At 30.8% G+C, this 14,304-nt stretch carries 12 protein-coding genes and 1 pseudogene; 10 read left to right on the top strand and 3 right to left on the bottom strand.

Translation table 11 applies throughout. The features are described from left to right. Positions 1–3: 3 nt before the first annotated feature. The 8 genes from CDLVIII_RS21100 (at position 4) to CDLVIII_RS21065 (ending at position 10,436) form a co-directional block, all read left to right on the top strand. Positions 4–1,335: a PTS sugar transporter subunit IIC gene (locus CDLVIII_RS21100; protein WP_009171502.1), complete on the top strand. Its 1,332-nt coding sequence runs from the start codon at positions 4–6 to the stop codon at positions 1,333–1,335. A 311-nt stretch (positions 1,336–1,646) separates the two neighbouring features. Further along, the gene (locus CDLVIII_RS21095) at positions 1,647–2,354 is read left to right on the top strand and encodes a GntR family transcriptional regulator (RefSeq protein WP_009171501.1); all 708 of its coding nucleotides are present in this window, start codon (positions 1,647–1,649) and stop codon (positions 2,352–2,354) included. A gap of 471 nt (positions 2,355–2,825) precedes the next feature. Next, entirely contained in the window at positions 2,826–3,134 is a 309-nt protein-coding gene (locus tag CDLVIII_RS21090) for a PTS sugar transporter subunit IIB (RefSeq protein WP_009171500.1), read from the top strand. A 369-nt stretch (positions 3,135–3,503) separates the two neighbouring features. Next, a complete protein-coding gene (locus CDLVIII_RS21085; RefSeq protein WP_009171499.1) occupies positions 3,504–4,838 on the top strand; it encodes a PTS sugar transporter subunit IIC in 1,335 nt (444 codons plus the stop codon). A 280-nt stretch (positions 4,839–5,118) separates the two neighbouring features. Further along, complete coding sequence (locus CDLVIII_RS21080; protein ID WP_009171498.1) at positions 5,119–5,658, top strand: GNAT family protein; 540 nt, start codon at positions 5,119–5,121, stop codon at positions 5,656–5,658. A 268-nt stretch (positions 5,659–5,926) separates the two neighbouring features. Further along, positions 5,927–6,553, top strand: coding sequence for a CAP domain-containing protein (locus CDLVIII_RS21075; protein WP_009171497.1), 627 nt, complete (start codon positions 5,927–5,929; stop codon positions 6,551–6,553). Between the two features lie 301 nt (positions 6,554–6,854). After that, on the top strand, positions 6,855–8,576 hold the full coding sequence (locus tag CDLVIII_RS21070; RefSeq protein ID WP_035302490.1) for an ABC transporter ATP-binding protein: 1,722 nt from the start codon (positions 6,855–6,857) through the stop codon (positions 8,574–8,576). A 6-nt stretch (positions 8,577–8,582) separates the two neighbouring features. Beyond that, a complete protein-coding gene (locus CDLVIII_RS21065) occupies positions 8,583–10,436 on the top strand; it encodes an ABC transporter ATP-binding protein (protein ID WP_009171495.1) in 1,854 nt (617 codons plus the stop codon). A gap of 44 nt (positions 10,437–10,480) precedes the next feature. Here CDLVIII_RS21065 and CDLVIII_RS21060 read toward each other — a convergent pair. Both CDLVIII_RS21060 and CDLVIII_RS21055 read right to left on the bottom strand, forming a co-directional pair. Further along, a pseudogene (locus tag CDLVIII_RS21060) lies at positions 10,481–11,218 on the bottom strand (MATE family efflux transporter); the annotation flags it as partial. A gap of 96 nt (positions 11,219–11,314) precedes the next feature. After that, positions 11,315–12,079, bottom strand: coding sequence for a DeoR/GlpR family DNA-binding transcription regulator (locus tag CDLVIII_RS21055; protein WP_009171493.1), 765 nt, complete (start codon positions 12,077–12,079; stop codon positions 11,315–11,317). A gap of 159 nt (positions 12,080–12,238) precedes the next feature. On the opposite strand from CDLVIII_RS21055, the gene CDLVIII_RS21050 reads away from it, so the two are divergent. Then, entirely contained in the window at positions 12,239–13,024 is a 786-nt protein-coding gene (locus CDLVIII_RS21050) for a Cof-type HAD-IIB family hydrolase (protein WP_035301875.1), read from the top strand. Between the two features lie 17 nt (positions 13,025–13,041). Here CDLVIII_RS21050 and CDLVIII_RS30495 read toward each other — a convergent pair whose 3' ends face one another. Further along, entirely contained in the window at positions 13,042–13,215 is a 174-nt protein-coding gene (locus tag CDLVIII_RS30495) for a helix-turn-helix domain-containing protein (protein ID WP_144005391.1), read from the bottom strand. Between the two features lie 287 nt (positions 13,216–13,502). Here CDLVIII_RS30495 and CDLVIII_RS21045 point away from each other — a divergent pair, with 287 nt between their 5' ends. Beyond that, positions 13,503–13,925: a 3D domain-containing protein gene (locus CDLVIII_RS21045; RefSeq protein WP_009171491.1), complete on the top strand. Its 423-nt coding sequence runs from the start codon at positions 13,503–13,505 to the stop codon at positions 13,923–13,925. The last annotated feature ends 379 nt before the right edge of the window (positions 13,926–14,304 follow it).

Raw genomic sequence — 14,304 nt, 5'->3', positions numbered from 1 at the left:
ATTATGTCATTAGGTAACACGCTTAACGAAAAAGTCGTACCGGCGGTTATGAAATTTGTCAATCTTAAAGGTATTCAAGCATTAAAAGATGGTATATTGTTTTGTCTTCCATTGAACATTATAGGTTCAATATTCTTACTGGTAGCTTGTTTCCCTTCAGTAACAGTTACTAACCTTTTTGCTTCTATGTTCGGAGCTGATTGGACTGAGCCGTTGTTTAAAGTTCAAGGTGCAACAATGAATATTATGGCAGTAGTTTCGGTTATTGGTATAGCATATACATATGCCAAAAATGAGGGACATGAACCTTTGTCTGCAGGTATAACTGCATTAGTTGTATTTATAATTACAACTCCAAACTGGACTATGTTTGCGGCATCAAAAGATGTTGATCCAGTCAAAGTAGGAAACGTACTTCCAATAGACTGGACTGGTGGTAAAGGAATGATTGCAGCTATAGTAATTGGTATAGTAGTTGGAGCAATTTATTCATGGTTTATGAAAAAAGATATCAGAATTAAGATGCCAGAAGGTGTTCCAACAGGCGTTGTTAATGCTTTCTCAGCTATTATTCCAGCGGCAGTAATGTTTATAGGTGCTGATGTTATCTATATAATATTTAAAGTTAGTGGTACAACAATGATTGAATGGGTATACAAAGTTATTCAAACACCATTACAAGGCTTATCAGACTCTCCACTTGGAGTTATAGGAATTGCTTTCTTTATACCTTTCTTATGGTTCTTTGGTGTGCATGGTGCAAATGTTGTAAGTGGTATTATGACTGGTATATTGACAGCAAATACTATGGATAATGCAACGCTTCAAGCAGCAGGAAAGCTTTCATTAGCAAATGGAGCACATATAGTAACTCAACAATTTGTTGATAATTTTATTAGTATGACAGGTTCAGGTGAAACTATAGGATTAGTTATTTGTATGTTGTTTATTGCAAAATCTGCACAATATAAACAATTGGGTAAATTATCATTATTACCAGGATTATTTAATATAAATGAACCAATTTTATTTGGTACTCCAATAGTAATGAATCCAATTATGGCAGTACCATTCATATTTGTACCAGTAATAAATGGATTGTTATTCTATGGAGCAATAGCTTCAGGTATACTTGCTCCAATGGGTGGACTTATGCCACCATGGACAACACCACCTATAATTTCAGGATTCTTAATTGGTGGGTTTAAATATTCAATAATGCAAATCGTTATGTTAGTAATAGCAACATTTATATATCTTCCATTCTTTAAGAAGGCAGATGCTATGGCTTATGCAGGTGAAAGTGCAGGTCATGACGGTGGTATACAAGCTTAGTTTATAGATGTTAGGTGGCTCATATATCAACCTGGTAAGTATAGCTTAAATGAATTAAAACGCCCCAAAATTAACAATTTTCAATATATAATTAAATATTTTAAGTGAAGGGTCCAAACGTTTATAAGAAATTTTAAGCGTTTGGATCTTTTGATAAATAGAATTTGTTGAAATATTAGATAGTTATAAGGAGGAAAGAAGGCTTTTATTTTTATGGTAATGGTTCAGTAGAGGATTATACTTTGATAAAACTATAAAAATTTGTTATATTAATAGATAAGTAGTTAATTTTTTGGAGAGGTAGCTGTAAAATGCAAAAAAAATATGAAACAATTGTGAATATATTAGAAAAAGAAATTTTAGAGGGGAAATATGATTCTAATAAGAAGCTTCCTACGGAGGAAGAACTTATTGCAAGGTTAAATGTAAGCAAAAATACTGTAAGAAAAGCAATAGATATTTTAGTTACTAAAGGATATATATATAGAGTTCAAGGCAGCGGAATATTTTTAAGAGATTTTTCTAGAGAAGGCTGCATGGATATTAGGGAAATGAATGGGTTAACCAAAACTTATTCAAATAATAAGTTAAAGAGTAGAGTATTAGAATTATCTTTAATTGATGCAGATGAAGAACTTGCAAGTAAAATGAGATGTAATGTTAATACTAAGTTATATTATGTTAAGCGTGTAAGATATTTAAATGGTGAACCAATGGAGATAGAAGAATCGTATTATAATAAGGAGATAATTCCATATTTAAACGAAGAAATATGTAGTAAATCTATATTTAGCTATGTTATAAATGACTTGAAGTTAAAAATTGGATTTGCAGATAGAGTTATAAGCTGTGAAAAGTTAAATGAAGAAGAAGCAGAACTTTTAAATTTAAAGAAAGATGATCCAACCTTAATAATAAATAATACAGTATTTTTAAGTAGCGGAATAGTATTTGATGTATCTTTAGAAAAATATAATTATAGTAAGATGAAAATAATAAGCCTAACAAGCAATCACTAGGAATTAATTTATTCATAATTTAGTTTGCATAAAAACTGATACCTTACATAAAAGTTGCAGTTTAATGAATAAGAGTATGATAAAAATGGAATATTTGTTTAAGAAATAGCAAGACTTCATGATGTATAGTTTCATGAAGTCTTTTTATAGGGGGAAAATTAATGAATATAAGGAATAATTAATAGAATTCTTCATTATTTATAATTAATAAGTAATGAAGAATTTTATTGCTATTAAATGAAAGAAGTACATTTAATACATGATGTATTAGTTCATAAATTAACTCAATGTATTATGTTTAAAATCTGTGGAAATATATTACAAGAAATCCTTTACAAGAATAATTTATTGGTATATAATAAATTCATACCAATGAATTTAAAGAGAGGATTTAAAAATATAAAATGCTGATTTAATAAGAATGAAATTTTAGCATAAAGATTATTATTTATTTTTAGGGAGGAATAAGTTATGGTAAAAATTAGATTATTTTGTGCAGCAGGAATGTCAACAAGTCTTTTGGTTAGTAAAATGAAAGAGGCAGCAAAGACTAAGGGAATAGAAGCTGATATTGAAGCTTTTCCAGAAAATCAAATGGACAAGCATTTGGATAATGTAGATGTTGCATTGCTTGGGCCACAAGTTGCTTATACATTACAGAAAGCAAAAAAAGTATGTGAACCAAAAGGGGTTCCAGTTGATGTAATACCAATGGTTGATTATGGAATGATGAATGGCGGAAAAGTATTAGATTTCGCGTTAAAAGTAGCTGGAAAATAAAAAAATTATATCATGGTTAGTTACACAAATGGGGCAATTTGAATTATGAAGCTTTACGAAAAATCTTTATTTGAAAAACCTAGGCAGCATATTAAGTAGAAGATGTATGGAATGAGAATAGAAAAGGAATTTTCAATTGATATGTATTTTCTAAAATTAAAGGAAAGACTTTTGAAGGAACTAATGATGGTATATCTGTAGATATCTATTGAGGAAAGGGGTGAGCGCCTTTAGAAGAAATTATTTCTGGTAACAAATCTCCATATAAACTTAAAAACGCCAAATATTAAGTTATATGAAGATTTGAAAATTTATTATTACATTTAAATTATAGCTAACGTATAATTTTTTGTCTAGGGAGGAATTATTATGTCATCATTAAAAGAAACTATGAATGAAAAAGTAATACCTATTATTATGAAGTTTGTTAATTTAAAAGGTGTTATTGCGTTAAAAGACGGTATTTTATACACATTGCCATTAACAATGATAGGTTCCTTAATGCTATTACTTGCTCAGCTGCCTTATCAGCCTTTAAATGATGCAATTGCAAGTGTATTTGGCGCAGATTGGACTGCTCCATTATTTAAAGCAAATTCAGCAACTTTTAATGTGATTGCAATAGTTGCTGGAATAGGAATAGCATATGTTTACGCTAGAAATGAAGGTCACGAGCCTTTATCAGCAGGGGTTATTTCATTTGTAGTATTTTGTTTAACTACACCTAACACTGTAACAACTAAGGGTGGAGAAGTTGTTGGAGGAGTTTTACCAGTAGACACATGGTGTGGTGGAAAAGGTATGGTTTCAGCAATTATTATTGGATTAATTGTAGGGGCATCATACTCGTGGTTTATGAAGAGAAATATTACAATTAAAATGCCAGACGGTGTGCCACAAGGTGTTGCAAATTCATTCGCAGCCTTAATACCAGCAGCAGTTATTGTTGTTTGTACAACTGTAATTTGGGCAATATTTAACTTTGGATTAAAGACATCTGTAATTGAGTTTATATATAAAGTACTCCAAACACCATTACAAGGCATGACAGATTCTTTGGGTGGGGTAATCTTTATGGGATTATCAATTCCATTCTTCTGGTGGTTTGGTGTTCATGGTGCAACAATTGTAAGTGGAGTTATGTCAGGAATATTACAATCAAATGGATTAGAAAATCAAGCTATAGTTAATAGTGGAAAAGCACTTACAATAGCAAATGGAGCTCATGTAGTAACACAATCATTTTTAGATCAACTTATGACAGTAACTGGTTCAGGTATGACAATAGGACTTGTTTTATGTTACTTATTCTTAGCAAAATCAGCTCAATACAAGCAATTAGGCAAATTAGGTATAGTGCCAGGAATATTTAATATAAATGAACCAATTACATTTGGTACACCAATAGTAATGAATCCATTTATGGCAGTACCTTTTATAATTACACCAACAATATCAGGTATAATTTCTTATTTTGCAATTTTATCAGGACTTGTTCCACCATTTAGTGCAATTCAAGTTCCATGGACAACACCAGCACCAATTTCAGGATTTTTAACTGGTGGATTTAGAACAGGTTTATTACAATTAGTTGTATTAGCAATATCATTCTTTATATATCTTCCATTCTTCAAGAGACAAGATGCTTTAGCATATAAGAGTGAGCAAGAAGTAGCTCAAGGTGGAACAAGCATAGATATGTAAATAAATGAATCATAAACTTGATCTATTACTTGTAAATTGCCAATTGCTCACAGGATACCCCTAAATGGTATGAACTATAAAATGGTTAAGTTTTTTTGCTCAACCGATAAAATACCAGTTGTAAGTTATAAGTCCAATTAAAAATCCTCTCTAATCCATTAAGTTTTAATTAGAAATAAGCTTTTGGATTAGAGGGGATTATTTATTATTTTAATAATTGACTCTTACCTAAGGTAATGATGTATAGTAATATCAGAAAGAATAGAAATGGGGCATTGATATGATAAAATTAAATTTATTAGAAAAAGAAGATCTAAATAAAATCGTAGAATGGAATTTAGATAAAACTGCAGATTTTTTGTTACAGTGGGCTGGACCTAAGTATAATTACCCTTTAACAACTATGCAAATTGAAAGCTATTTATTAAATGAAGTTAAAAATAGTAATAGTAATATCCGAGTTTATAAAATACAAATGGTCAGCACAAATGATGTTATTGGAACTATTGAATTAAGGGAAGTTGATAAAGATAATAAAGTCGGTAGAATATGCAGATTTTTAATAGGTGAAGAAGTTAATAGGGGAAAAGGCATAGGAAATAACGTACTAAAAGAAATACTACGAATTGCATTTGAGGAGATGAAATTTGAAAAGGTAACACTTGGAGTATTTGATTTTAATGAAAATGCAATTAAATGTTATGAGGGGTCAGGGTTTAAAAAAGAAAAATTAATAGAAAATGTAAAAAAATGTGCTGAAGGAGATTGGAATTTATATGAAATGGCGATTTCAAAAATTGATTGGCTGACACAAATATAAATATTTTATAATAAAAAATTAAGGGGTTTAGCCGTTGTAGTTTATGAGACCTAACAACATCATTAAGCATAAAGGAACATAAAAGAACATACTCAAGAGATTCTAAGCTAATATCGATTAAATAAAGTTAGAAACGAAATTTCATGTTGAATAATGTCGAAAAGATGTTAGTATAGAGACATGACCTCTCTTGAAAACAGAAAACATTTAAATAATATCTAATGAGTAATCAAGAAGGCAAATAAAACATATAGAAGGAGAAAAACTAATGAAGAAAAATATATTAAGAAAAATAGTAACCGCAGTTATTGCAGGTACCACAGTGAGTAGTTTCTCATCATTAGGAGTATCTGCAGCAACAATTGATTCAAATACTAATTATAATACAATTGCAAATAATCTTTTGAATTCAAATAATGGACAAGCTCAAGGCACAAATAATACTTCTACAAGTACAGATTCAGCAGATGTACAGGGGTTACCTAAGCTACCAGCAAATTATTCAATAAATGTACAAGCTGCTGCTGAACAAAAGATTCTTGAATTAATGAATCAAAAAAGAAGTGAAGCAGGGATTAAACCTTTAACTATAGATAACACTTTAGTACAGGTAGCAAGATACAAAAGTAATGATATGATACAAAATAACTTTTTTGACCACACAAATCCAGATGGAACTAAATGGACAAACTGGTTACAAACTATAGGATATAAATACACAACTAGTGGAGAAAATATTGCATATAATACCAGTGATGCAGCTCAATTATTTGATCAATGGTGGAACTCTGAGGGTCATAGAGAAAACATGATGAATCCTTCATACACAAAAGTTGGTATAGGAGTAATCTATGGAAATGGTAAGTATATGGGGACACAAGAATTCTCAAATTAGTGAGTGAATAATATTTAATATACTAGCAAGAGAATTCTATTTAAACTGCTACAGAATGATTTTTTGAAAGCATTCTGTAGCAGTTTTTTATTTTTTAAGAAATATAACAAAAAATTTATAAAAATATAATTCTGTCTAATTCGTAATTTTACTAGAACTATTCAAGGTGTAATAAAAATTAAATAAGCTATTAATTATTGTCTGTAAATACATGGAAACTATATTTTATAGCTTTTCATAATGGAAAAGATTATAATACTATATGAAATTAGGCTATGAAGGAAAGAAAGGACAACAAATTATGAAATTATATAGTAAGTACTTTGAAAAATATAAATTCCCGTTTTTAATAGCTGTTTTTTGTGTTACATCTGAAGCAGTTTGTGATTTGCTAAGTCCTACGCTTATGTCAAATATAATTAATACAGGAATCGAACAAGGATCACTTTCCAAAGTGTATTACTGGGGAATGCTTATGCTTGTGGTTACAGGTATTGGAGCATGCTTTGCCGTCACAAGAAATATTTTAGCAAGCAAAGTATCACAGCGTATGGGAGCCGATTTACGTTATGATTTGTTTGAGAAAATCATGCATTTCTCAGAAGTAAGCGCAGATAAAATAGAAAGTGGTTCACTTATTACGAGGATGACAAATGATACATCTCAGGTTGTTCTCTTTGTTAATGGAATTATGAGGATTTTCTTAAAAGCACCGATTACATGTATAGGCAGTATTGTACTTGCTACATTGCTCAACTTTAGATTGAGTATAATTATTTACGGTGTTGTTGCAATAGTTGCGATTTTAATTATGGTCAGTATGAAATTAAGTTATCCACGTTTTTATGAATTGCAAAAAGCTATGGATAAGGTAAATTCTGTTGTTCAGGAATATCTTATTGGAGTGCGTTTAGTAAAGGCTTTTGGAACTTATGATAAAGAAACTAATAAGTTTGAAAATGCAAACTCTAATTTAATGGAGAAGGGAGTATCTTCACAGATGATTATCACTCTTGTATCGCCTCTTATGACACTTGCTGTTGGAATTGGTACAGTGATCGTAATTTTCATTGGAAGTAAGATGTTCTCCTTAAATCTCGCAAGCCCTGGAGATATTTCAGCATTTACAATTTATATGGCTCAAATTCTAACATCTTTAATAATGATAACCAATATATTTAATACTTTCGTAAGAACAAAGGCGTCGACTGCACGTGTTAAAGAGGTATTAGATTCTGATGAAGATTTCATTCATAATGATGAAACTAAAGAGTTAAATGGTGATATTGAGTTTAGGAATGTTACATTTGCATACCCTAACGGTAGTGGTGTACCTGCATTAAAAGATTTATCTTTTTCTATTGATAATGGACAAAGTTTAGCAATCATTGGTCCTACAGGAAGCGGTAAGTCAACAATTGCTTGGCTGCTTTTAAGATTCTATGATGTGAACAGTGGAGAAATTTTGGTTAATGGTTCTAATATTAAAGAATTAAGTATTAATTCAGTTAGAAATAATACTGCAATTGTGCCTCAAAAACCAATGCTTTTCTCAGGATCTGTTGCTGAAAATATCAGGTGGGGAAATAAAAAGGCCACAGATGAAATGATTGACGAGGCAGCAAGTAATGCACAAGCTGATTTTATAAAGAAAATGCAGGATGGATATGAAAGTCTCTTAGGAAGTGCGGGAGTAAATGTATCGGGAGGGCAAAAACAGCGTATTTCGATAGCACGCGGAATGCTTAAGAGTAATTCTTCTATACTTATTTTAGACGATGCAACAAGTGCACTTGACGCAGTGACTGAAGCAAAGGTTCGTGAAAATTTAAACTCTAAAAAAAGAAATCAAACAATAATTACAATTACTCAAAGATGTGGAACAGCTATGTTTGCTGATAAGATTTTAGTAATGGATAATGGAGTTAAAGTTGGATATGGTACTCATGATGAGCTTATGAAAAGCTGCGAAATATATCAAGATATCTATAAAACGCAAATAGAAAGCAGCAAGGAGGCATAAAAAAATATGGGGGAACATTTTTCTAAAGCTCAGCCTAAAATACCTGCTATTGGAAGCAGACCAGTTGGAAGAGGGGGCAATAGGTTTGCACCAACTGCAAAACCTAAAAATACTAAAGGAACATTATTGCGTATCGTAAAACTCTATATGCGCTTTGCAAAAACAATCTTTGCAGCTATGGTGCTTACAATTTTTTCGTCAGTAATTTCTGTGGCTATTCCTTATTTTATAGGAAAAACTTTTAATACTTTTAAATTTGAAACTAAGACAATAGACGCAAAAATGCTCACAGGGCTTTTACTAATAATTATTACATTACATATTATAAATTGGATTATATCATGCGTTAATGGAGTTATTATGCTTAAGGTATCACAAAAGCTTGTACTTGTAATACGTACTGAATTTTTTCAAAAGATGCAGAAGCTTCCGCTTAAATTTTACGATACTCGTTCACATGGTGATACTATGAGTAGAATTACAAATGATGTGGACAATATTAGTTCTACTATAGCGCAGACAACAACCCAGCTAATATCGAGCATTTTAACATTAATAGGTTCTTTTGCAGTTATGATAGCATTAAATGTGCCCCTTACAATTGTGGTATTATTATGTATTCCTCTTGTGACAATGCTTACAAAAATGATTGCTTCTCATAGCCGTGCTTACTTTTTAGATCAGCAGAGAAGTCTTGGATCTCTTAATGGAGTAATTGAGGAAAACATACTTGGATTAAAAATGGTAAAGGCTTTTGATAAGCAGCAGGACATTTTAAAGCAGTTTTCAGATATTAACGAAAAACTTTATGTAAGCAGTACTAAGGCTCAAATATGGTCTGGATATATGATGCCTCTTATGAATGTTATCAATAATTTTATTTTTGCAGTTGTGGCAATTGTAGGTGGAGTATTATCAGTTGGATATGGTCTTTCAGTTGGTACCGTAGTTAGTTTTATGAGTTATTCAAAACAATTCTCACAGCCTCTTAATTCTGTTGCAGGCATGTTTAATACAATTCAGTCTGCACTTGCTGGAGCAGAACGTGTTTTTGAAATCTTAGACAGTGAAGAAGAAAGTGCAGATATTGAAAATGCCATTGACATTGAAACACCAAATGGAGAGGTTGTTTTTGAAGATGTTTGCTTTTCATATAATAAGTCAACTCCTATATTAAAGGATATAAGTTTTAGGGTAAAGGCAGGAGAAACAGTGGCTTTAGTAGGGGAGACTGGTGCTGGAAAAACTACTATTGTAAATCTATTAACACGTTTTTATGATGCGGATAGTGGGAATATCTTAATTGATAATGAACCAATTACTAAATTAAAGAGAAGCAGCCTTAGAAAATGTTTTTCAGTAGTATTGCAAGATACTTGTCTTTTTACTGGCACAATCATGGATAATATCCGTTATTCTCAAAAGGATGCAACTGATGAACAGGTAATAAAAGCTGCTAAGATAGCTCATGCACATGATTTTATCGACAAATTACCAAAAGGGTATCAAACAATGGTTTCTGGAGCTACAGATAATCTAAGTCAAGGACAACGTCAACTCATATCAATTGCCAGAGCGGTTTTATGTGATAGTCCTATTTTAATTTTGGATGAAGCTACCAGCAGTGTTGATACAAAAACTGAGAAAGATATTCAGCACGCACTGGTAAAGTTAATGAAGAACCGAACAAGCTTTTTAATAGCTCATCGTCTATCTACTATTAGAGACGCCGATGATATTATGGTAATTGGAAGTGGAAAAATATTGGAAAGCGGAAATCATAAAAGTCTTATGGATAAAAAAGGACAATATTATGAGATGGTCATGAGTCAAATGGGAAAATTAAATACTCAAATTTAATATCATAACATAATAAAAGCCTTGGAATACTGCAGGCTGCAGTGCTTCAAGGCTGTTACAGAACCATGAGCCAGAGTCTGTTTTAAAAAGTGCATATCTAATCTTATATCGTTTTTAGTCAATCTTAATAGTGGAACTTTCCTATAGATATAAATTATGCAGAAAATTGCGGAACAGGCTTCAGCAATATCTGTAGCTAGCCCTGCTCCAAGTACACCCATATTAAAACCACCTATAAAAACAAAGTCAAGGCATCCATTTAGAATAGAAGCAATTGCTAAAAATCTTATAGGTGTTTTTGAATCGCCAACGCTTCTCATAGCTGCTGATACAGCATTATACAAGTATGTAAAAGGCATTGCAAGAAAAATAATTCTTAAGTAAAGTGTTGCAGAATCAAGAATTTCATTTGGCACTTGGAGAAGACTTAATAGTTCTCTTGAAAAAATTAAGCCCAATATTACAACTAATAATGAAAAAAAACATCCGAATATTAATGTGGTTGATATTTCTTTTTTTAAATCTTCATATCTGCCAGCACCAAAAAATTCGCTCATTAGGACTGATGCACCGATACAAATACCTGTTATTCCTAAAATCATAATATTCATTACCGGATCAGCTGTTCCAACTGCAGCTAAGGCATCTGTTCCTGAAAATCTTCCAACGATAATAGAATCTACTGCATTATAAGTAAGCTGAAGAAGGTTTCCTAGGATTAGTGGTACAGAAAAGCTTATTAGGTGCTTTGGAATATTACCTTTTGTCATATCTTTAATCATAAATTTCACATCCTTAGTATTCTTTCATTAGCATATTATACTAAAGGTGTCATGACATCTCAATGAATCAATTTTAAAAGTCATTTCATTTTGAAACTATTTTAAGATTATATTATATTGCTCAAGTAAAGTCATTATAGTATCGTTTGGCATAGCTTCTGTAATAATGCAGTTAAAATCTTCTATGTTTGAAAAGTTAAAGATTCCATCCAAGTTAAATCGTTCATTTGGTGCCATTAAATATGACTCTTTAGAGATATTCATAATTGCTTTTTTAGTACCTGCATCTTCAGATTCACCAGTGCTTATACTTCCATCTTTAAGGTCTATGCCGCTACAGCCAATGAATGCTTTATTACAGCGATAAAGTTTAATTTGTTCAATTGAGAGGGAACCGATATTTCCACCTACGAATGCATTATAATCACCACCTATAAAAATGACATGTACCTTTGAATCTAAGGGAATCATTGATGCTATTTCAACCATATTTGTTATCAAAGTAATGTTTTTATTATTTCCTACAAGCAGTTTTGTGAGAAAATGAGAAATACTTGAAGCATCTAAGAAAACCGTATCTCCTTCAACTATCTCTTCATATGCCTTTTTTGCGATGATTTCCTTTAAATAAGTGTCTTTTTCAACTCTTTTAAAGAGACTTTCACCGCTGACTAGAGTACGCTTTAGATTAATAGCACCACCATAAGTACGTTGAAGCAGATTATTTTTTTCTAAGACTTGAAGATCTTTTCTAATCATACTTTCACTCACATCAAATTGTGAGCTTAAATCTTTAACTAAAACTTTTCCGTCTCGATCTAATATATCTAAAATATGTTTGTGTCTTTCTTCGATAAACATAATGACCTCCTATTTATTCTCATTTATTTTTATTTTAGCAATCATAGTAATAGAATGCAATTAAATTAATTGACATGTGCGAATAAATAAAATAAAATGGTATTAAACAGTAATGAATTGTATAAAACGAGAATAAATTATTATAAAGGGGATGAATCTATGAAAAAAGCGGTGTTTTTTGATATAGACGGAACTTTAATGGATTGTATGAATGGAATAACAGATATTACTCCAAGAGTAAAGAAGGCTATACGAGAATTGCAGGAAAATGGAGATTATGTTTTTATTGCAACAGGCAGACCATATGCTTTTTTAAATGATGTATTACTTAATTTTGGATTTGATGGTTTTGTGCTTACTAATGGTTCGTATGTAAAGCTAAGAGAAAAATGCATACATAAAGAATGCATTAATAAAAATTTCATAAAAGAATTAATAAATAATTTTGAACAGCGTAATATTCAATATATATTGCAAGGAGAAAAATACTCATATATTAAAGATGAATATGAGAAACTTCACTCATATTATGAGTCTTTTGATATATCAAAAAAATATTTACAAGGGAATTATAAATTTAATGAAATAGATACTTATAAGATAGAGATGCTATGTGATGATAAAGAAGGGATGGAATACTGCTTATCTCTAGAGAATGAAGATTATGATTCTATTTATAATATAAATGAAGGAGCATTTGAATTATATTCAAGACTTAATACAAAAGCTTCTGGAATACTAAAAGTACTGGACTATTTAAATATTCCAATAGAAAACAGCTATGCTTTTGGTGATGGAAAGAATGATATAGAGATGCTGTCGACAGTAGGCTGCGGAATTGCAATGGGAAATGCAGATGACAGCATTAAAAGTTTTGCAAAAAAAATCACAGATACAGTGCAAAATGATGGAGTGGCTTTAGGAATAGAAAAGTATATTTTATAAATTTGGTTATTGTAAAATTATTTCAATTTTCGCCATAAGGTGCCATGGCCGATTTTTAATCTTTTTTCAACCTTTACTTGATTCATTCTTTCTTCTGACATTACATGATTTATAATACGAGTTTCAATTTCTTTTAAGCTTCCACTGAGATCAATAGGTATTAGGGAAGCTTTATTATGCTCTTTTTCCATTTTTATAGCAGCTTTAACTTCATAATTTTGTCTCCATGTAACTTATGATTTTATGGAATATCTTCTATCAGCGCAAAGTGTTAGTTATATTATATCAATTTATTAATATTTAAAAAAGGAGTTATATTCTGGAGTTGTGGCTCTTAGTAAGGTGTATGTTGAAGAAAAATTTGTGAAAATATCAATAAATAAAAAAAATAAATAAAAATACATAATTTGGATACGCTTACATTAAAAATTGTGTTATAATATAAAAGATGGTTTGCGAATTGAAAAGGAGAGATTCAATGTCGAAAAATTATAAATGGACAAACGTTATGAAAAAATCAGTGGTTTTTGTAATGGCGTTAAGCATTTATTTAGGTGCAGAGATTACTTTTTCAAGTAACGCAGCTAAAGCAATGACACCAAATAAAGAACTGGTTTGTTCAGCAACAGCGTATACATCAGCAGCTGGAAGTAAAACTGCAAGTGGAAGAGTAGTAGAAAGAAACCCAAATGGTTTAAGTACAGTTTCAGTTGACCCAAATGTGTTCCCACTTGGAACAATTTTTTATATTGAAGGCTATGGATATGCAATAGCGTCAGATACTGGAAGTGCAATAAAAGGAAATGAAATTGATGTATATTTTGACAGCTCTAGTGAGTGCGATAATTGGGGGAATAGAGATGTTAAAGTAACAGTGTTAGGGGATTCTTCAAGCTCATAATAAATACAATGGATGTAAAAGCAGTTTGGTTCAAAGAATTTTAGATAATAAATATTTAGAAGCAAATTAAATAATGATAAGAAGCTTATATAATAGTTTTCAGTTATAGTTGCAGCTTGTAGTTACAATTGAATGTATGAAAAAAAGTAAAACACTCGTAATATACGGAAAGTTATGTTAAAAGCAGAAAACCGTTAGGAATGTTCAAAATTAAACAGCATAAATTGTCAAACAAAAAGCGTAACCATCAATAAAATTATTACTATAAATTTAATGTAGTAATAATTAATTATAATTTTGACAATGTTTAGATTAATAACTTTCTATTTAAATAAACTTAGAGAAGTTTACTTAAAGAAATAATTATGCTTGACTACTA

Origin of the sequence: Clostridium sp. DL-VIII, from assembly GCF_000230835.1 — a bacterium.
In the GTDB taxonomy this organism is placed as follows: domain Bacteria; phylum Bacillota; class Clostridia; order Clostridiales; family Clostridiaceae; genus Clostridium.
This window is presented reverse-complemented; position numbering and strand designations above follow the sequence as displayed.

What these genes read in the sequence shown, in the direction of transcription:
- CDLVIII_RS21055 (WP_009171493.1), bottom strand. Translation starts at nt 12,079, where the DNA reads ATGTTTATCGAAGAAAGACACAAACATATTTTAGATATATTAGATCGA.
- CDLVIII_RS21050 (WP_035301875.1), top strand. Translation starts at nt 12,239, where the DNA reads ATGAAAAAAGCGGTGTTTTTTGATATAGACGGAACTTTAATGGATTGT.
- CDLVIII_RS21065 (WP_009171495.1), top strand. Translation starts at nt 8,583, where the DNA reads ATGGGGGAACATTTTTCTAAAGCTCAGCCTAAAATACCTGCTATTGGA.
- CDLVIII_RS21095 (WP_009171501.1), top strand. Translation starts at nt 1,647, where the DNA reads ATGCAAAAAAAATATGAAACAATTGTGAATATATTAGAAAAAGAAATT.
- CDLVIII_RS30495 (WP_144005391.1), bottom strand. Translation starts at nt 13,215, where the DNA reads ATGGAAAAAGAGCATAATAAAGCTTCCCTAATACCTATTGATCTCAGT.
- CDLVIII_RS21090 (WP_009171500.1), top strand. Translation starts at nt 2,826, where the DNA reads ATGGTAAAAATTAGATTATTTTGTGCAGCAGGAATGTCAACAAGTCTT.
- CDLVIII_RS21080 (WP_009171498.1), top strand. Translation starts at nt 5,119, where the DNA reads ATGATAAAATTAAATTTATTAGAAAAAGAAGATCTAAATAAAATCGTA.
- CDLVIII_RS21100 (WP_009171502.1), top strand. Translation starts at nt 4, where the DNA reads ATGTCATTAGGTAACACGCTTAACGAAAAAGTCGTACCGGCGGTTATG.
- CDLVIII_RS21070 (WP_035302490.1), top strand. Translation starts at nt 6,855, where the DNA reads ATGAAATTATATAGTAAGTACTTTGAAAAATATAAATTCCCGTTTTTA.
- CDLVIII_RS21045 (WP_009171491.1), top strand. Translation starts at nt 13,503, where the DNA reads ATGTCGAAAAATTATAAATGGACAAACGTTATGAAAAAATCAGTGGTT.
- CDLVIII_RS21075 (WP_009171497.1), top strand. Translation starts at nt 5,927, where the DNA reads ATGAAGAAAAATATATTAAGAAAAATAGTAACCGCAGTTATTGCAGGT.
- CDLVIII_RS21085 (WP_009171499.1), top strand. Translation starts at nt 3,504, where the DNA reads ATGTCATCATTAAAAGAAACTATGAATGAAAAAGTAATACCTATTATT.